The sequence below is a fragment of the Gordonia sp. HS-NH1 genome (assembly GCF_001418765.1).
GTDB lineage: Bacteria > Actinomycetota > Actinomycetes > Mycobacteriales > Mycobacteriaceae > Gordonia.
In genome coordinates, this window is record NZ_LIYC01000035.1 from 31,467 (window position 1) to 50,449 (window position 18,983).

Below are 18,983 nucleotides of genomic sequence, written 5' to 3' on the forward strand. Positions count from 1 at the left end.
TTATCCGTTCTCGTGGACGATCGATCCGGCTGCCGCGCTGAACACGGGGCGACGCTTCTCGCCGAATGCGCTCACGCCCTCGGCGAAGTCCTCGCTGTCGAACAGCCGAACCTGGTGTGCCACCTCTCGGTCGAGGACGTCCGGGGTCAGCCCACCCGCCTGCGCGAGCATCGACTTGATCGTGGCGTAGGCCTGTCCGGGTCCGGCCGCGAGTGTCGTGGCGTCGGCGAGTGCCTCGTCGAGTGAACGACCGGCCGGGACGAGCCGGTCGATCAGGCCGATCGTCAGCCCGTCGGCGGCCTCGATGACCTGCGGCATGAGCAAGAACTGACGGGCCCGCGGGGCACCGACGCGCGCCGGCAGGCTGGCGAAGATCCCCATGTCACCGGCCAGCCCGACGCCGGTGAAGGCCGTCGAGAAGCGGGTGCCCTCCTCGGCGATCACGCGGTCGCACGCGAGCGCGAGCGATGCACCTGCGCCGTAGGCCGCGCCCGCGACCGCGGCCACGACCGGCTTGCCGGTCGCCCAGATCGCGCGGATCACGCGTTGCGCGGCCTGCGCCCGCGGCCGCGCCTCCTCGGGAGGCATCCGCTTCATGGTCGAGACGTCACCGCCCGAGCAGAAGACACCGCCCGCACCGGTGAGGACGATCGCGCGTACCGATTTGTCGTCGGCGGCCGCCTCGAGTGCTTCGGCCAGTGCGTACCGGAGGGGTAGGTCGATGGCGTTGCGTCGTTCCGGCCTGTTCAGGGTGATGACCCGAACCGCGCCGTGGTCGGCGACCAGCACCGGCTCCGGTGTCGCGTCGATGCTCATGCGCCGATGAACTTCGGTGTCCGGCGTTCGATGACCGCGGCGAGCCCCTCCAGCGAGTCGGCGGTACCCGACAACGCCGACACGACCCGGGCCTCCTCGCCGAGGCGTGACTCGACGGGTGAACCGATCCCGTCCCAGACGAGCCGCTTGGTGGCGGCGACCGCCAGCGGCGGCAGTGTGGTGATCGTCGTCGCCAGTTCTGTGACACGCGTGTCGAGTTCGGCGTCGTCGACGACCTCGTTGACGAGTCCGATCTCGCGGGCCTCGGCCGCGGTCAGGGTCGGGTTGGTCAGCAGGATCTCGAGGGCCTTGCGAACTCCGACGATCTGCGCGAGGGTCACCGTCGCGCCGCCGTCAGGGGCCATCCCGACGCGTACCGCGCCGGAGAAGATGCGCGCTGATCGTGCGGCGATCACGAAGTCAGCCGCACACAGAAGGCCCAGTCCGCCACCGCCGGCGGCGAATCCCTGGACGCCGACGATGACCGGACACTTGAGCCGGAGCAGCGATGCCGTGGCGATCTGCAGCCAGGCCGTGGCCTCGCGCAGATAGTCGGGCAGTGCATCACCCTTGGACGCGAAGGTCTTGACATCGCCACCGGCACAGAAGTTCTTGCCCTCGCCGGTGAGGACGACGACCTTGACCCGCGCGTCGCCGTGACACGTCAGCACCGCGTCGTTGAGCGCGCGCAGCAACTCCGTGTCCATACCGTTCGCCGCGTCGGGCCGGTTCAGCCGAATCCGGCCGATCCCGTCATCGGTGATCGAACACAGCACCACGGGTTGAGCTCCATCTGACATGTCCTACTGCCTCCTCGTAGCGAAGGTCGCGACACCGCTGCTCCCGGCGTCACCACTGATATGACCGACCACCGCGTCCAGCTCCAGGTCGAGGCCGTCGTCGACCGATTTTGACAGCCCCTGGTGGACGAGGCTCTTGATCTTCGTGACCGCCGACCGGTCGCGGCCGGCCAGCTTCGAGACGAAAGCGGCTGCTTCGCTGTCGAATTCCGCCGCGGGCCAGCTGCGGTAGGCCAGCCCGAGGCGCTGCGCGTCCAGCCCGGACAGGCGGTCGCCGCCCAGGAGCAGGCCCAGGGCCTGCTGACGGCCCACGAGTCGCGGGAGACGCTGCGTGCTCCCGCCGCCCGGGATCTGCCCGAACCGGATGTGGTTGTCGGAGATCCGGGCGTCATCGCTGACGAGTACGACGTCGGCCGCCTGCATCAGCTCGAATCCGCCGGCCATCGCGACGCCCTCGACGAGGGCCACGACCGGCACCGGGCAGGTCGACACGGCGCCGCACGCGTCCCGGAAGTTCTCGAACAGCGGACGCAGGGCGTCGGGACCGTCCGCGCGAAGCCGTTCGACCTCGGCGAAATCGCCTCCGGCGCAGAAGTTCCCACCTGCGCCGCGGATGACGATCACGTTGACGTCGGCGTTGTCGCCGAGCGCACCGATCGCCTCGGCGAGTTCCCGACCGAGTTCGGCGGTGACCGCATTCATCTGTTGCGGCCGGTTCAGCGTGGCATACCCGATCCCGTCGGAGACCGCGACGTCGACGACGCTCACATCCCTCGCCCCCCGCCGACCTCGATCACCGATCCGGTGACGTAACTCGACAGGTCCGAGGCAAGGAAGACGACGGCACCGGCGACCTCCTCCGGTTCCCCGGCGCGCTTCATCGGGATCGTGGCCTCCGTGGCGGCGAATGCCTCGGCCGACATCGCGGCGGTCATCGGGGTCTTGATCAGGCCGGGCTGCACAGCGTTCACGCGCACGCCGTGGTGGGCGAGTTCCTTGGCCGCCGCCTTGGTCAGTCCGACGATCCCCGCCTTGGCAGCGCTGTAGTTGGTCTGGCCCGGATTGCCGATCTTGCCCGACATGGAGGAGATGTTGACGATCGAGCCACCGCCGTTGTCGCGCATGATCGCGGAGGCCTCCTTCACCCCGAGCCAGGTGCCGCGCAGATGGACGCCGATGACGAGATCGAAGTCCTCGACGGTCATCCGGCGCAGCGAGGCGTCCCTGGTGACGCCGGCGTTGTTGACCCAGATGTCGACTCCGCCCCACTGCTTCACCACGATCTCGACCGCGCCGCGCACGTCGTCCGGGGACGTCACGTCGCACCGCACCCCGAACGAGTCACCGGGGAGCGCTGCCGCGGCGGTCGCGGCCCGGGCCTCGTCGAGGTCCGCCAGCGCCACCACCGCGCCATGGCGCGACAGTTCCCGGGCGATGGCCAGGCCGATGCCCTGACCTGCGCCGGTGACGACCGCACGGCGGCCGGCCAGCAGGCCGGTGAGCTCTCGCTCCTCACCCTCGACGAGTTCTTCGAGATCACGCACGACTCTCAACACGACTCCGATTCGCTGGACGACTGAGTTGAATTGAAGATAGATTAAAACCGGATGCCGGGCAACCGTTTCTGGCCGGTCACCGAGGGTTCGCGGCAATATCACCGAAACCTTGTTTTTCGAACCAAACATAAATTATTCTGCGTCGCAGCCGGCAGCCGCGGCCGCACGATCGTCGACGCAGCGAGAGGACACACGATGGATCTTGGTCTCGCCGACGCACGCGTACTCGTCACCGGGGGCGCGTCGAACATCGGCCGGGGGATCGTGCACGGATTCGCACGCGAGGGCGCGCGCATCGTCCTGAGCGACATCGACGGCGAGCAGGCCGAGAAGGTCGCGGCCGAGGCCACTGCCGCCGGTGCCGCCGAGGTGCGGCTCGCGATCGCCGACCTGACCGAGCCCGACGCCCCCGAGCAGGCCGTCGCCGCCGCTGTCGACGCCTGGGGCGGGCTGGACTGCCTGGTCAACAACGCGGGGTGGAGCGTCCCGGGCTTCCTGGCCGAGGACACCGACCGCGACCGGTGGCAACGCCTCGTCGAGGTGAACCTGTACGCCTCGATTGCGACCACTCAGGCGGCCATGGAACCGATGTGCGCAAACGGGTGCGGGTCGATCGTCTTCGTCTCCAGCGACGCCGCCTTCGGCCAGATCCGGCAGGCGGTCTACGGTGCCACCAAGGCGGCAGCGGTCGCACTGGCGCGTACAACCGCAAAAGAATTCGGCCGCAGGGGTATCCGATCGAACATCGTGTGCCCGGGACTGGTGGTACCCGACGGCCCGGAAGCCATCGGCGCCCAGAGCCTCTGGGCGGGCGGGACAGGCGCCGTCTTCGACGACAAGCAGACCGAATTCATGACCAAGGGCACTCCGTTACGGCGCCTGACCACTGCGGAGGATGTGGCCAACTCCGTGGTCTGGCTGTCCTCCGAGCGCGCCGCCCGACAGGTGACCGGCCAGATGTTCTCCGTGTCCGGCGGATACACGATGCCATGAGCCCGACACCCACCGAGACCACACCGCCGGCGAAGTCCGCACCGGACGGGGCGGCACCCGGCACCCGCGAACGTATCCTCAGCGCGGCCGCACGGGTCCTGAGTGAACGAGGCTACGCGGCTACCCGACTCTCGGACATCGCCCTACGGGCCGGCGTGCACGCCCCGGGCGTGTACCACTACTTCTCGTCCCGCGACGATCTGGTCATGCAGGTCCTGCGGGAGGGACAGCGCCGCGTTCTCCAACACGTGACCGCGGCGCTCGAGCAGGGCGGCGCGGGGACCTCACCCCGCGACCGCATCATGATTGCGATCGACGCCCATCTGCGCCTCGAGCTGGAGCTGTCCGAGTTCGCCACCGCGGTGACCCGCAATCTCGGCCATGTCCCGGTGACGATCCGCGAGGCCTTGCACCCTGACAGCGAGGCGTATCACTCCCTCTGGCGCGACCTGCTCACCGATGCCGTCGACGACGGCGCCATCAGCCCCTCCGTCGATCTCCGCGTGGCCCGCATGATGGTGATCGGCGCGCTCAACTGGGCACCGGAATGGTGGCACGACGACCTCGCCCCGGTCGGGGTGGTCGTCGCAACGACACAGAGCATCGTCGGCGACGGGCTGTTCGCGTGCACGGCCCCTCGCGATGCGGCTCGACCCGAGACCACCACCGCTCCGACAGCCCTGGCATGACACCTGGTCAGAACGACGTCACCCGTCGACACACGATCGAGCGGTACGCAGATGGGCGGCACACTGCCCGGCACCACGGTGCAGGGCTTTCGATACGGTTGCGGCATGGCAGCCACCGCAACCCGCGACGCGTACCTCGAAACCGGCCTGGTCATCCTGGCGGACGCGGGCTACGGGGCGCTGAAGCTCTCCGAGGTCTGCGGCCGGCTCGGAGTCACCAGCGGCTCGTTCTACCACTTCTTCAAGAACTGGTCGGACTACACGACACAGCTCATCGCGCACTGGTACGCCTCGCGGACCGAGATCGAGATGTCCGCGGCGCGGTTCGAACCCAACGCACAGCAGCGCATCGACGGACTCATCGACTTCGGCCTGAGCCTGCCTCACGGCGCGGAGGCGGCGATCCGTACCTGGGCAGCGATAGATCCGGACGTTCGCAAGGTCCAGGAAGAGGCCGACCGCGCTCGCTACGACGCCGTCTTCGAAGCGGTCCTCGAACTCCTCGACGACCGGGCCGCCGCCCACCGGTACGCGAGCTGGGCGCTCTATCTGCTGACCGGATACGAGCAGACCACGCTCCCCCACGACGTGGAGGCCCTGAAATGGGCTGCTATGCAGCTCACCACGGCCCTGGCCCGCGATGTCCGCCGGCATCGCAGCGAACTACGCAAGTCGACCGCCGAGCGATCGCGCACGTCGAGGAACACCCGCGACTGACGGTGCGCGTCGCCCGTCGGCACGTGACCTGAGGAGCCGACACCCATGACGACCGACACCACCGAACCCGCCATCGGGACCGAAGCCCACGAGTTGCCCGAAATCTTCGAACGTGTGCGCGCCGCACGAGATTCGGTCCTCGACGCCGCTCGTCCCGACGAGGTCGCACGGCAACACGACCGCGGCCGGTCGACCGCGCGGGAGCGCGTGGAGATACTCACCGCCGGAGGATGTTTCACCGAGTTCGGCGCGCTGGCGATCCCCGACACGAGTGAGGGTTCGCGTGCCCCGGCAGACGGAGTGGTGACCGGTGTCGGCGAGATCGACGGTCGTCCGAGCGCGATCGCCGCGTTCGACTTCACCGTTCTCGGCGGCAGCAACGGCACCGTCGGGATGATGAAGATCGAGCGTTGCGTGGATGTCGCGCTGCGCGACCGCATCCCGCTGGTACTGCTGTGCGACGGCGGCGGCCATCGGATCCAGGAGGGCCTCGACTCACGGCTGGCGGCCTTCGGATCACCGATGCTTCAGCGTCTCGTCGACCTGTCCGGACTGGTGCCCACGATCGCCGTGATGCTCGGTCCCGGGTTCGGGCTCGCCACCAACCTCGCGGCGCTGTGTGACTTCGTCGTGATGGTTCGTGAGATCTCGACCATGGGGATGTCGGCGGCCCCGTTCGTGCTGGCCGGAACCGGGGAGCAGCTCACCAACGAGGAGATCGGCGGCGCCGACGTCCAGACCGCCCATGGGATCGCGGACCTCGCGGCCGATGACGAGCACGAGGCACTCGACGCCGTCCGTGCATATCTCAGCTACCTACCTGCACATGCCGACGGAACCGGTCCGCGCGGTTCGGGCCGACGCCCGGTGGACGCCGACCGGATCGACCAGATCGTGCCGGCCTCGATGCGGCGCGCCTATGACGTCCGGGACATGCTCGACGCTCTGGCCGACGAGGATTCGGTGTTCGAGATCCGTGCTGCAGCAGCACCGAACATCGTGACCTCGTTCATCCGCATCGATGGTCACGCGCTGGGTGTGGTCGCCAATCAGTCCACCCATCTCGGCGGCGCCCTGGACAGTCCTGCCTGCGAGAAGGCCGCACACTTCATCGCCGTGTGCGACGCCTTCGGTGTGCCGCTGCTGCTTCTCGTCGACCTACCCGGGTTCCTCATCGGCTCCGCCGCCGAGGCTTCCCAGCTGGGCAGGCGGAGCGGCCGTCTCGCCTACGAGTTGGCGGTGGCCACCGTGCCGAGGTTCGTCGTGGTGATGCGAAAGGCCTATGGCGCCGCGTATGTCGCGATGGGCGGCGGCCGAAGCATCGACGCCGATCTCGTCGTCGCATGGCCGACCGCCGAGATCTGCGCCATGCCGATCGAGAGCGCCGTCGACATCGCGTACCGCCGTGACATCGCCGCCGCCGACGATCCCGAACGGCGCCGGCGCGAGGTCATCTGTTCCTTGCGTACCGCCGTCGATCCGGTGCGCGCTGCGCAGGGTTTCGGAATCGACGACGTGGTGATGCCGAGTGACACCCGTGGTCTGCTGTCGGCGGCCCTGAACCGATCTGCGTCCAACGGCTCCGGGGGCCGCCGCGATGCCCGGGTGCCCGGCAAGCGGCGGTCGATCTCGCCGATCTGATCGGGTTCCCCGACGGGCTCGGCGGGATCGCAACGACCCCGCCGAGCCCTTCGTCGACGTCTCAGCCCGGCAGCAGGTAGCTGGGCAGGTCCGCGACCGAGTTCCCGATCAGGCCCAGCCAGTTGAACGGCAGGTGGTACACGAAGACCAGTGTGACCATGCAGAACCCGAGTACGGCGAAGTTGCGGACCCACTCACGCAGCGCGGGACGCCAGTGCACGAGGCCTGCCTCGATCGGCGACAGACCCTCCGGGTGATCTTGCGCCTCCATCCGCATCCAGGTGAACACACAGCCGACCCCGGCCACGAGAATGGACTCGTAGATGGGGAACTGATGCACTGTTCCGGCCCAGAGAGTCAGCGGTTCATAGGTTTTGGCGAACGAGTAGGCGTGCGTTGTCCGGATCACCACGTTCTCCACGATGAAGTCGAACAGGAACTCGCCGATGAAGATGTAGGTGAACAGCGTCACCTTGCTCATGTGGGGCCAACGACGGCGTGCCTTGTTCGCGTGATGACACGCGACGATCGCGACGCCCGCGCAGAAGTACACGTACATCGGAGGTCCCCAGATCAGGGACTCGGCATATCGACTCGGCGCGTCGGGGTTGTGGAACGGCAAGAACTTCACCCACACACCCATGTTGATGTTCTCGCTGTTCCACGCGAACAGGTACTCCTGCACGTTGAGGAACGCATCGGCGACGAAGCAGATCAAACCGCCGATCACGAATCGTCCGTCGAGGCTGAGCTTTTCGGTACGCCGGATCGGTTGCACGACCGAGAACCAGATGAACGCGGCCAGCACGAGAAGGCTGATCACCTCGAAGACCCGCAGCGCGATGAGCCGCCAGTCGGCCATCTCGTCGGGTCCGATCTTCAGCGCCGGGGAGAACTCGGTGTCGGAGGTGACCCAGCGAGCGATTGTGTTGACACACACCAGGAACCACACGAGCCCAACGGCTGCGAGGAAGGTTGTCGAGCCGCGCCGTGGCAGTGGCGGCACAGCGGTGTCCCCCGCCTGTTTCGCCGCACTGTCGATCGCCATCACATCTCTCCCGTTCTGTTTGTTGTCCGACCCGTTGTCGGACTCTGCCCGCATCACGATTCCGCCGCCACGGATTCGGCCCGTGGCTCGGCGGCCTTGACGAGGATCTCGACCGTCCCGGACGCGCCGTCGACGCGGACCCGGTCACCTGTGGTCAGCGTGGTGGTGCCCGTCCTGGTGTTCATGACACACGGAACACCCATTTCCCGTGCGACGACGGCCGCGTGACTCATCATTCCGCCGATGTCGACGACGAGCGCCTCGGACAGGAACATGAGGGACACCCATGACGGATCAGTGGTGTGCGCGATCAGGATGTCGCCGTCGGAGACCTCGGCGTCGGCAGGTTCGGTCACCACGACGGCCCGGCCCTCGACGGTCCCCGGGGATGCGCCGACCCCGGACAAGATGGTTCCGGCCTGCCCGGACTCGGCGCCGGGTTCTGGCGCGCGCTCGGGTTCGGGGTTGCCGACCCATGCGGCGGGCAGTTTCAGCGACTGGTACTCCAGGCGCCGCGCCCGACGATCGCCGACGATCGACCGGACGCCGTCCGGCAGCGCTTTCGCCAGTTCCTCCGCGGTCAGATAGAAGGCGTCGTCAGGCGTGTCGAGGACGCCGTCGGTGACGGCGTCGGCTCCCAGACGGCGCGCGCAGACCCGGATCACGTCGAGACTCTGCAAGTAACTCACCTTTCCGACCCCGCGCAGCGGGATGAACAGGCGAGCCAGCCGCAGCGTCAGTCGAGTTCTCATCCGCCCCACCCCGCTACCGGCGAACAACGTGCGCTCGGCGGCGGCACCCGCCCGTTCGAGCGCGGCGGCGCGCTCCTGCGGGCTCTCGCTGTCCGGCATGCCGGCGAATGAGGTGATCAGTCGTTCGACGGGCGCCGGGTCCTCGCGCCAGCTGGTCGATGCCGTCTCGCCCTCGCCCGCACAGTGATACCCGTGCCGGACGAGGAATTCCGCGAGCGAGATCTCACCTCGCGACACGTTCCACATGTCGGCGAGAACGACCGACTCCTCGTGCGAACCGTGTCCGCGGAGCAGGTCGGTGATGTCCACGCCCGCCCTCTCGGCCAGCGTGGTGATCTGCTCCTGGACGGGTTGGATGGCGCCGGCACTCACGATCGCCTGCAGCTCCAGTGCGTGGGTGAACCGTTCGACCGCTTCGGTGAGAAGGGACCTGACCTGGTCCTGGCCGAGGGTGCCGATCGTGGCGATCGATCGCCGCCACCAGGCGTCGATGTCGGTTCGATCCTGCCGCATTCGCCGCACGATCGTGCCCAGCATCCGCGGATAGCTGACCGCGATGGCGGGCAGGCGACGCATCGACGGCGAACTCACGAAGTCATCGGGAACAAAGCCGAAGAAGTCCCGGGCCAACGCGTCACCCGACTGGCCAGGGATGAGATCCCCCATCCGACAGAGGAAGTCGACACGCACCGCCATCCGGCCGAAGAAGGCGCCGGTGATCCGCTCCAGCGGATCACCGGGAATCCCGGCATCGCTCGCCTTCAGCACGCCGATGGCATGGAAGGGCGACCGGAGACCCATCTCGCTGGCAGGTACCCACACGCTGGCGGTCAGAGGGGTCATCACGCCGGGCACCGCCTCGGCGAGGTTGATCGAGCTCCAGGAGGCCCCTGGCGGGGACTGCGCGTTGAGGACGTCCATTCATCCACTCCTTGTGGCCGGAGGCGCGGCGAGTGTGCCGTGGGCCACACTATAAACCAACTTATGGTACTTTTCTAACACAAAATAAATCTTCTGGTCCGAGGAGAACACCATGACCGCCCCCGTGACGACCGACGGAATCGACTCTCCCGTAAGTGAGGTCGGGCAGTGGCTGGCAACCGGCCTCACCTTCGCGCTCGCCCTCGCGGCCATCGCCTACGTGGTGCGCATCTGCGTGCGCGACAGAATCGTCTGGCCCGCCATCCTGCTCGCAAGCGGCGGACTGACCTGCCTGATGGAGCCCCTCTTCGATCACCTGTACGGGTTGTGGTTCTACGAAGAAGGGCAGTGGCACCTGTACACGACGTTCGGGAGCAACCAGCCGATATGGGTACCGGCGGCGTACATCGCCTTCTACGGCGGCGCGACGGTGTTGATCTCCCGCACACTCGCCCGACGCCCCCAGATGCGGACGGTGTGGTCGCTGTACGCGTCGATCGTCGCCATGGCCGTGATCGCCGAGATCACCTACATCAGCATCCTCGAGGTGTACTGCTACCAGGACCGCCAGCCGTTCGTCGTGCTCGGCTATCCGATCTTCCTCGGTTTCACCAACGCCATGAGTGCCGTGGTCAGCGGGATCGTCGCCTATCGACTCGTACCGCTCCTCCGCGGAGCGGCTCAGTTGTACCTGATCACCCTGGTTCCCGGCGCATTCGCCATGGGCCTGTTCGGGACCGGCATCCTTTATCTTTCGGTGCGCCACTCCGAGAACCCGTCGATGATCCTCGTATCCCTTGCCGCACTGACCGTCGCGGGCGGGATCGCCTGGACGATCCGGATGCTGGGACGGCACCTGGTGGACGGCCGGAACCCGGCAGATCCGGCCTTGCGGCCGGCGACGCACACCGCCGATGACGAGCGCCGCACGCCGGTCGCCTAGGCGCCCCGCCGGGACACCCGGACCCGGCACGATTTTCCACCCGTACAAGTTTTGATTCTATGTTAGATTATGTCGGCAGGCATGGGTGAGAGATCGATCCGCTCCACGCGCCCCCAACCGGGGCGCCCACGTGCCCCAGTGATGCGCCGATGCCGCTGAGCATCGATCAAGACCAAGGAGAACAGATGGCCGAGGCATATATCGTCGACGCGACCCGTACGGCGGTCGGCAAACGAGGAGGCGGGTTCGCCGACCGGCACCCCGCGGACATGGCGGCCCACGTCATCGCCACCATCACCGGTCGGCACGAGTTCGACCCGGCCGCGATCGACGACGTCATCCTCGGCTGCCTGGACAACCTCGGTTCGCAGGCCGGCGACATCGCCCGCACCTCCGCACTCGCCGCGGGCCTGCCCGAGTCCGTTCCGGGCGTCACCATCGACCGTCAGTGCGGTTCGGCGCAGCAGGCGGTCCACTTCGCCGCGCAGGCCGTGATGAGCGGCACCAGCGACGTGATCATCGCCGGTGGCGTACAGAAGATGAGCCAGTACCCGATCCTCTGCGCCTTCGGGGCGGGTGAGCCGTACGGCTCGTCCGACCCCTGGGCCGATTGCGAGGGATGGGAGAAACGCTATGGGACGCAAGAGGTCTCGCAGTTCCGCGCCGCCGAGATGATCGCGGACAAGTGGGGCATCAGCCGCGAGGAGTGCGAGGAGTACGCATTCCGCAGCCACCAGCGCGCACTGGCCGCGATCGACGCGGGCCACTTCACCCGTGAGATCACCGAGTACGCCGGCATCGCCACCGACGAGGGCCCGCGCCGCGACACCAACCTGGAGAAGCTCGCCGGGTTGAAGCCGCTCTCCGAGGGCGGCAAGGTCACCGCCGGTGTCGCCAGCCAGATCTCCGACGCCTCTGCCGCGCTGCTCATCGCCTCCGAGGACGCCGTCAACCGCTTCGGATTCACCCCGCGTGCCCGAATCCATCACATGTCGGTGCGTGGTGCAGACCCGATCATGATGCTCACCGCCCCCATCCCGGCCACCGAACACGCGCTCAAGCGCACCGGGCTGAGCATCGACGACATCGACACCTTCGAGGTCAACGAGGCCTTCGCGCCGGTCGCACTCGCCTGGATCGCGGACACCGGCGCCGACCCCGCGAAGGTCAACCCCAACGGCGGTGCCATCGCTCTCGGCCACCCCATCGGTTGCACCGGCGCGCGGCTCATGACCACGATGCTCCACGAACTCGAACGCACCGGCGGCCGCTACGGCCTGCAGACCATGTGCGAGGGCGGCGGCCAGGCCAACGTCACCATCATCGAACGGCTGGGATCATGAAACGCACCCTGTACACCGCGGACCACGAGGCGTACCGCGAGACCGTCCGCGAGTTCCTGAGGCGAGAGGTCGAACCCCACAAAGAGCAGTGGGACCGCGACCGCTGGATCGACCGCGGCGTGTTCGCACGCGCGGCCAAGGCCGGCATCTATGCGTTGCAGATCGGCGAGGAGTATGGCGGTGCCGCCGAATCCGATTACCGCTACCGCATGGTCGTGTGCGAGGAAACCGCGCGCATCAATGCGCTCTCGTTCAACACGACGATCAGTCTGCAGGACGACCTGGTTCTGCACTACCTCCTCGATCTCACCGACGACGAGCAGAAGAGGCGGTGGCTCCCGGGGTTCGCGGCCGGGGACATCATCGGCGCGCTGGCCATGACCGAACCGGGTGCCGGTAGCGATCTGCGCGGCATCAAGACCTCGGCGCGGCGCGACGGCGACAATTGGATCCTGAACGGCCAGAAGACGTTCATCTCCAGCGGCATCATGGCCGACCTGGTCGTGGTGGCTGCCCAGACCGATCCGGAGGCGGGTTCCCGCGGGTTCAGCCTGTTCGTCGTCGAGGCCGACACCCCCGGCTTCGAGCGCGGCCGCAAGCTCGACAAGATCGGCCTGCCCGCCCAGGACACCGCCGAGCTCTTCTTCAGTGATGCGATTGTGCCCCACTCAAATCTGCTGGGTGAGGAGGGCAAAGGCCTGCCGTACCTCATGAGCCACCTGCCGCGTGAGCGTCTCGGTGTGACCGCGAAGGCCTTCGCGGTCACACGTGCGATCCATGAGAAGACCGTCGAGTACTGCCGCGACCGCAAGGCCTTCGGCGGTTCGCTGACCGACCTGCAGCATGTCCGGTTCGAGCTCGCCGAGATGAAGACCGAGATCGACATCGTCGAGGCCTATGTCGACAAGTCGGTACACGCCTACAACGCAGGCGAGCTGACACCGATCGATGCCGCCGAGGGCAAATGGTTCGTCAGTGAACTGCAGAAGCGGGTCATCGACCGCTGCCTCCAGCTCCACGGCGGCTACGGCTACATGACCGAGTACGACGTGGGCCGCGCCTACGTGGACACCCGCGTCCAGACGATCTACGGCGGTACCACCGAGATCATGAAGGAGATCATCGGGCGCGATCTGGTCGCGCCTCGAGGATGAGAGTCCCCCCTGATCCTCACCGGACAGGGGGGCTCGCGGCTCCGCGTCACGGCGGACCGCATTCCGGCAGTGGGAGGACGAGCATGCGAGAACAATTGGCCATGGCTTCCGCGGTGATGCGGGTCGCGATGACCTCGGCCGGCGAGCGGCTGCACGGTCGCGAGCCGGTCACCACCGCAGACGAGGTCCCTGCCGGCGTCGATCAGCTCACGCCCGAATGGTTGTCCGCGGTGCTGGGCCGCGCTGAGCCCACCGCCCGGGTCACCGGCCTCGAGCTCGGTTCCGGCTCGGACGGGACCAGCTCGCGCCGAGCGCTGACCGTCGAGTGGAACGACGCCGGAGTCGCAGCGGGACTGCCCACAGCCATCTACTCGAAGTCGACCCCCTCCCTGCTCAACAGGCTGCTGGTGGGGGTGACGGGTGCCGCCGGGGCAGAAGCGCTCTTCTACGGCAGTATCCGGCCCGAGCTCGACATCGGCGCCCCGGCCGGGTACCACGGCGCCTGGGATCCCGGTACCTGCCGCTCGATGGTCTTGACCGAGGACATCGCGGTCGCGCGCGGTGCGACGTTCGCCGACGCGACGTCGTTGCGGGTCGATCGCGCGGCGGCCGAGTCCATGGTCACCGAGTTGGCCTGCTATCACGGAGCCATGTGGGAGGACCCGCGCCTGGACGGCACCTGGGGTCTGTTGCGCTCCGACGACTGGCAACGGATGTTCAATGCGCGCATCGGATTCGATCGCGGTGCGGTGGTGGCGATGCGCCTCCTGCCCGATGAGATCCCGGCGGAACTCCGGGGCCGGGGACAGGAGATCCGCCGCGGCCTCATGCGGTCGCTCGAACTCAACGCGGGTGGCCCGCTCACACTTCTCCATCAGGATGTTCACCCCGGCAACTGGTTCACGTTGCCCGACGGATCACTCAACCTCTACGACTGGCAGGGAATCGGCCGCGGCGGTTGGTCACTCGACGTCAGCTATGCACTCAGCGCTGCACTCGACATCGAGGACCGCCGCAACTGGGAGCGTGAGCTCATCGAGCTGTACGTGGACCGGCTCAGAGAGTTCGGCGGGCGGCCGCCATCGGTGGACCAGGCCTTCCTCGCCTACCGCCAGCAGATGTTCCGCGGCTTCATCTTCTGGACCTACACCTACCTGGTCGGCCGGGTCTCGAAGCTGCAGACCGACGATCACGTGCGCCGCGTGGTCCGGCGGACCGGCCAGGCGATCGTCGACCTGGAGTCGCTCGACAGCCTCGATCGCGCACCTCGCTGGTAGCCGGATGAACCTCGATGCCACGCATTCCAGCTGCCACGGCAGTTCCACCTGAGTACGGAGAGTGATCCGGTTGTCGGTCGAAGCGAAGTTGAGTCTGGTGGGCCAGGCCACCCGCGTAGTGCTCCACCGCGGCGCGGAGGTGGTCGCACGATCCCGCCCCGCCCGTGTCGGCGAAGTGCCGATCCGTGTCGAGAACCTGACTGCCGAATGGTTGTCCGCGGCATTGTGTTCGCGGGTTCCGGGCGCCGCGGTGACCGGCTTCGAACTCGGGGCAGGATCGAGCGGTACCAGTGACCGTCGGGGTCTGACGGTGGAATACAACAACGTCGGCACCGCCGCGGGCTGCCGCGTGAGCTGTTCACCAAGACCACCCCGGACATCAAGACCCGGTTGTTCACCGGCCTGACCAACCTGTTCGTCGGCGAATCGCAGTTCTACAACCGATTGCGCCCCGAACTGGACATCGAGAGTCCGCACGGATACTTCGCCTCCTACGACCTCCGATCGTGCCGATCCATCATCATCATGGAGGACATCTCCCGCACTCGTGGTGCCGAATTCGGTTCTCCCCAAACGCTTCGTGTCACCCGAGCGCAGGCACACGACATGGTGGCCCTGATGGCGTCGTGTCATGCCGCCTTCTGGGACGATCCTCGTCTGGACCGCGAGTTCGGGTTCCTGCAGACGAGTTCGGATTGGCAACGTCATCTCGACGCGATGATCAACACCGAGGCGATGGTGCGCCGTGGCCTGGCGAGGGCAGCGGAGGTGTTACCGGAGTCGCTTCTCCGGGAGCGGGATCGCATCTGGCCGGCCTTCGTGGCATCGCTCGAGCTCAAGGCCCGCCGGCCGCTCACCCTCCTGCACCACGACGTCCATTCGAAGAACTGGTACGTGGACCGGGACGGCCGGATGGGCCTCTACGACTGGCAGACGGTGGTCAAGGGGACGTGGGCGATCGACTTCGGCTACGCCCTCAACTGCGGGCTCGACATCACCGATCGTCGGACGTGGCTCGACGAACTGCTCACCCACTATCTGGAGGCACTCGCTGACGGGGGCGCGACTCCCCCGTCGAGATCTGACGCTGTACGCGCCTATCGGGAGCAGTCCATCCATGGCCTGATCTTCTGGCTGGCGACGATCGGCGCCGGGCGAATGCAGCCGGACCTCCACGACGAGAAGGACTGCCTGATCAATATCGAGCGACTGGCGCAGGCAGTGGTCGACGCCGACACCCTGACCGCTTTGCCCTGACCGCTCTCCGGTGGCCTCAATGAGGGTGGCCGTAGAGTGCGCCGCTCCACAGCGCCACCAGCGGTTCGACGGCCGCATCCTCGTCGGGGAGGTCGGGGTCCATGCCGAGTCCGGCGATGTGCAGCACCCTCTCGGTACCCCAGAACAGTGTTGCCGCAAGCTGGCGACTCGGGACCGTCGAGACCATGACGCCGGTCTCCCGCTCGCGTTCGATCTCGGTGGCTCCGGCCTCGATGAAACGGCCGGTGATCTCCAACCACAGTTCCTGCAACGATGGTTCGGTCGGCCAGTGGTGGTTCACGGCCTGCAGGACGGTGCGGTGTCGGCGCCACGTCCTGGTGACCTCTGCGATACTCCGCTCGAGCGCGGCCTCGGGCGGGTCCTCGGCGCTGCGCCGAAGGAAAGGCGACACCGTCTGGAAGATGTCGTCCATCGCCTGCTCCAACAGTCCGCGCAGTACTGCGAACCGCGACGAGAAGTAGGCATAGAACGTCGCGCGGGACACCTGCGCCTCGGTCAGTATCTGGGCGACGCTGATCTCGGCGAAGGTCTTGTGCCGCATGAGTTCTCTTGTTGCCGCGTAGATCTCGGCCGGGATCTCGCCGTCGTCGTCGGCGGTCCGTTGCCGCCCGCGGGTCCGCACCACATCTGCCACGTGGCCGACACTACCCCGACGGGCAGGCCCGTCGGCCCGACACATCCCGCGGCGACCACCATGTTTTACGTCAGTTTCAAAAATAGGTATACAACGCGTCTGGCTTTTGTTAGTGTGACCGAGTACACAGCGCCCCGGTCGGGGACGAAGCCCATCACAGGAAGGCGTTCGCCGTGAGTTCTGTTCTGAATCTGGCCAGTAGCTGGCCACTCGTGACCGAGGAGGGTTGGCCTCCGAACATGGCACCGAGCCCCGGCGACTTCTCTGCCGGCGCGACGTCTGAGATCACGTTCTTCTTCATCGCGGGCGCGGCGGTCGTCATCTTCGCCCTGCCCTGGGCCATCGGCGCAGCCGTCCGCAGCCGGAACTTCGTCCCCTTGCTGGTCATGGGCAGCGGACTGATCTGCAGCCTCCTCGAGCCGATGCTCGACCTGCTGGGCCACCTGCACTGGGCAGAGGATCTGGTGCCCGCGTTCACCAACTTCGGCATCACGGTGCCGGCGTTGATCCCGCTGTGTTACGTCGCGTTCCTCGGTCTCGAGGCGTACTTCTGCTACTTCGTGATCCGTAACGGCGCGCACAAGTGGCACTTCGTGATGCTGCTCGGCATGGGCATCATGACCGACGCGGTCATGGAGACCATCGGCATCAACCTGAATGTCTACGAGTACTACGGCGTCCAGCCGTTCGAGTTCCTCGGCTTCCCGTACTGGTGGGGCTTCATCAACGGCGGCTCGTTCGTCACGGTGGGTGCGATCCTCGCCTACGCGGTGCCGCGCCTAAAGGGTGCGCAGCAGTTGCTGCTGCTGCTCGCGGCCCCGGCCGGCATGATGGTCGCCTACTTCGGCGTCGGCTGGGTTCACATCCTCGCCCACAACTCCGAGCTCCCGACCTGGGCACGCTACATCGCGACCATCACCATGATGGCGATGATGGTGGGCTGGATGTTCATCCTGCATCACCTGGTGGGCCGCAAGGAGTCCGAGCCGGCGCCGCGCTGGACCCTCCCGCGGATGTTCATGTACTCGTGGGTCCTGTTCACCCACGCCAGCCGTCAGCGCCTGTGGGACCGCATGGTCGAGGAGGGCGGCGCGGGTGCACGCGAGGCCCTCGCGACAAACCCGGAGGACCCTGCCCAGGCGGTCTTCGGACCGCCCGCCAAGCGGGTTCCAGAGACGGTCTGACCGACACCGCCCTTTCACGAGAACAGCACCCGGCCGATTGGCCGGGTGCTGTTCTCGTGGGATACGTTTTGAAAATGAATTCGACTTCTCTCGCCGACGAGTCCGTGAACGGCCTGCGCCTTCCCGTCTTCGACGCGGACAACTCCACCGCTGCGATGGGCGTGCGACTCGAATCGATCCATGACACCTATGCGGAATTCACCCAACGCATCCAGGACTGGCAGCGGGGACCCGACGGCGCGATCTCGCTTGCGGCCATCGGTCCCATGCTCGACGCGGCCGTCGGGTCCGGCGCCTACCTCGCCACCGGTGGCAAACGGAACTTCGTGATGTCGACGCTGTCGGCGACCTTCGTCGCGGGGATCGCCGACCGGGACACCGTGCATGCACGGTCACGCTGTGTGGAGTCCGATCGGCGCACCGACACCGTGGCCTCGGTGGGCGAGATCCGCGGCGATGCCGGCCTCATCGCCGTCGTGACCTGTCGCGCCGTACCCGTGGAACGTGTCCTTCGGGAGCCGGCCGCTGCGGCAGCTCGCGACGCGTCGACCCTGGGGCTTCCACTGATCCCCGCACACATCGAGGATGCGAACGGAGTCGAGTTCGCATCTGTTCTCGGGCTTGATGTCTCGCAATCGACCGGGAAATCGCTCTCCGGCATATGGACCACAGCGACGTGGATGCTGAATCCGTTCGACACCGTGCAAGGCGGAATCGTCTTCGCGGTGGTCACCGAGGCCGCGCATCTCGCCCTGGCCCACATCTCGAATCCGGACGAGAGCATCGGGCTGACGGAGATCTCGGTCGATCTGCTGCGTTCACCCGCGGCCGCGACGAGCTACGAGTGGACCGTGTCGTATCTCCGAATCGGACGCCGCATGGTCAACATGGTCGTGACCGTCACCGGCACCGACGGCCGTGAACAGGCACGGGCCACATGCACAGCATTCCGGGTGCGCCGCGACTGATCGCGACACACCCGGAACGTGTTGGGGCACAACCTCGGCGCTGTCCCGCGCCAGGACGACCGGTAGACGGGGGCCAGAGAAACGGCTCCGCGCGCTAAACCCCGGACGCGAATTCGACCCGCGCCAGGTCCTCCTCGTGGAGGCTGCGGCGAATCGTCTCCTGCGCCCGGGGCGGCAAGGTCGGTAACAGCTCCAGCACCCGCTGACGATGCCGGGCCACCGCCTTGCGCTCGGGCATACCCGGATTCGGCTGCACCTGCGGGATGATC

General features: G+C 67.1%; 18 protein-coding genes and 1 pseudogene. 11 read left to right on the forward strand and 8 right to left on the reverse strand.

The window, feature by feature from the left end:
* From AMD30_RS19165 to fabG, 4 genes are read right to left on the reverse strand one after another with little or no spacing between them, the layout of a single operon-like run.
* A complete protein-coding gene (locus tag AMD30_RS19165; protein ID WP_055476714.1) occupies window positions 1-816 on the reverse strand; it encodes an enoyl-CoA hydratase-related protein in 816 nt (271 codons plus the stop codon).
* Window positions 813-1,616 (reverse strand): enoyl-CoA hydratase/isomerase family protein, encoded by an 804-nt coding sequence (locus AMD30_RS19170; RefSeq protein WP_055476715.1) that lies wholly within the window; start codon window positions 1,614-1,616, stop codon window positions 813-815. Before AMD30_RS19170 ends, AMD30_RS19165 begins: the two co-directional genes overlap by 4 nt.
* A 3-nt stretch (window positions 1,617-1,619) precedes the next feature.
* Window positions 1,620-2,384: an enoyl-CoA hydratase/isomerase family protein gene (locus AMD30_RS19175; protein WP_055476716.1), complete on the reverse strand. Its 765-nt coding sequence runs from the start codon at window positions 2,382-2,384 to the stop codon at window positions 1,620-1,622.
* Entirely contained in the window at window positions 2,381-3,160 is a 780-nt protein-coding gene (gene fabG / locus AMD30_RS19180) for a 3-oxoacyl-ACP reductase FabG (RefSeq protein ID WP_231632788.1), read from the reverse strand. The genes AMD30_RS19175 and fabG overlap by 4 nt, the downstream gene beginning before the upstream one ends.
* 207 nt (window positions 3,161-3,367) lie before the next feature.
* On the opposite strand from fabG, the gene AMD30_RS19185 reads away from it, so the two are divergent.
* From AMD30_RS19185 to AMD30_RS19200, 4 genes are all read left to right on the forward strand, one after another.
* Window positions 3,368-4,165: an SDR family NAD(P)-dependent oxidoreductase gene (locus AMD30_RS19185; protein WP_055476717.1), complete on the forward strand. Its 798-nt coding sequence runs from the start codon at window positions 3,368-3,370 to the stop codon at window positions 4,163-4,165.
* Entirely contained in the window at window positions 4,162-4,854 is a 693-nt protein-coding gene (locus AMD30_RS19190) for a TetR/AcrR family transcriptional regulator (protein ID WP_084817319.1), read from the forward strand. The genes AMD30_RS19185 and AMD30_RS19190 overlap by 4 nt, the downstream gene beginning before the upstream one ends.
* 105 nt (window positions 4,855-4,959) lie before the next feature.
* On the forward strand, window positions 4,960-5,571 hold the full coding sequence (locus tag AMD30_RS19195; protein WP_055476732.1) for a TetR/AcrR family transcriptional regulator: 612 nt from the start codon (window positions 4,960-4,962) through the stop codon (window positions 5,569-5,571).
* A 45-nt stretch (window positions 5,572-5,616) separates the two neighbouring features.
* A complete protein-coding gene (locus AMD30_RS19200) occupies window positions 5,617-7,212 on the forward strand; it encodes an acyl-CoA carboxylase subunit beta (protein ID WP_055476718.1) in 1,596 nt (531 codons plus the stop codon).
* Window positions 7,213-7,273: 61 nt separating this feature from the next.
* Here AMD30_RS19200 and AMD30_RS19205 read toward each other — a convergent pair whose 3' ends face one another.
* Both AMD30_RS19205 and AMD30_RS19210 read right to left on the reverse strand, forming a co-directional pair.
* A complete protein-coding gene (locus tag AMD30_RS19205; RefSeq protein WP_055476733.1) occupies window positions 7,274-8,260 on the reverse strand; it encodes a spirocyclase AveC family protein in 987 nt (328 codons plus the stop codon).
* A gap of 53 nt (window positions 8,261-8,313) precedes the next feature.
* On the reverse strand, window positions 8,314-9,855 hold the full coding sequence (locus tag AMD30_RS19210; RefSeq protein ID WP_055476734.1) for a PEP-utilizing enzyme: 1,542 nt from the start codon (window positions 9,853-9,855) through the stop codon (window positions 8,314-8,316).
* Between the two features lie 190 nt (window positions 9,856-10,045).
* Between AMD30_RS19210 and AMD30_RS19215 the strand changes: the two genes are divergently transcribed.
* The 5 genes from AMD30_RS19215 (at window position 10,046) to AMD30_RS19235 (ending at window position 15,907) form a co-directional block, all read left to right on the forward strand.
* Window positions 10,046-10,876: a hypothetical protein gene (locus AMD30_RS19215; protein ID WP_055476719.1), complete on the forward strand. Its 831-nt coding sequence runs from the start codon at window positions 10,046-10,048 to the stop codon at window positions 10,874-10,876.
* A 185-nt stretch (window positions 10,877-11,061) separates the two neighbouring features.
* Window positions 11,062-12,219: an acetyl-CoA C-acetyltransferase gene (locus AMD30_RS19220; RefSeq protein WP_055476720.1), complete on the forward strand. Its 1,158-nt coding sequence runs from the start codon at window positions 11,062-11,064 to the stop codon at window positions 12,217-12,219.
* Entirely contained in the window at window positions 12,216-13,373 is a 1,158-nt protein-coding gene (locus AMD30_RS19225; protein ID WP_055476721.1) for an acyl-CoA dehydrogenase family protein, read from the forward strand. The genes AMD30_RS19220 and AMD30_RS19225 overlap by 4 nt, the downstream gene beginning before the upstream one ends.
* Before the next feature lie 83 nt (window positions 13,374-13,456).
* Entirely contained in the window at window positions 13,457-14,650 is a 1,194-nt protein-coding gene (locus AMD30_RS19230; RefSeq protein ID WP_055476722.1) for a phosphotransferase, read from the forward strand.
* Between the two features lie 354 nt (window positions 14,651-15,004).
* Complete coding sequence (locus tag AMD30_RS19235; RefSeq protein ID WP_269432841.1) at window positions 15,005-15,907, forward strand: phosphotransferase; 903 nt, start codon at window positions 15,005-15,007, stop codon at window positions 15,905-15,907.
* 16 nt (window positions 15,908-15,923) lie between these two features.
* Here AMD30_RS19235 and AMD30_RS19240 read toward each other — a convergent pair whose 3' ends face one another.
* Window positions 15,924-16,553, reverse strand: coding sequence for a TetR/AcrR family transcriptional regulator (locus tag AMD30_RS19240; protein ID WP_442902726.1), 630 nt, complete (start codon window positions 16,551-16,553; stop codon window positions 15,924-15,926).
* 248 nt (window positions 16,554-16,801) lie between these two features.
* On the opposite strand from AMD30_RS19240, the gene AMD30_RS19245 reads away from it, so the two are divergent.
* Together AMD30_RS19245 and AMD30_RS19250 are read left to right on the forward strand one after the other, a co-directional pair.
* Window positions 16,802-17,746, forward strand: coding sequence for a hypothetical protein (locus AMD30_RS19245; protein WP_231632789.1), 945 nt, complete (start codon window positions 16,802-16,804; stop codon window positions 17,744-17,746).
* A 74-nt stretch (window positions 17,747-17,820) separates the two neighbouring features.
* Window positions 17,821-18,714, forward strand: a complete 894-nt coding sequence (locus tag AMD30_RS19250; protein WP_055476725.1) for a PaaI family thioesterase — start codon at window positions 17,821-17,823, stop codon at window positions 18,712-18,714.
* Window positions 18,715-18,808: 94 nt separating this feature from the next.
* Here AMD30_RS19250 and AMD30_RS25105 read toward each other — a convergent pair.
* A pseudogene (locus AMD30_RS25105) lies at window positions 18,809-18,983 on the reverse strand (ABC transporter ATP-binding protein); the annotation flags it as partial.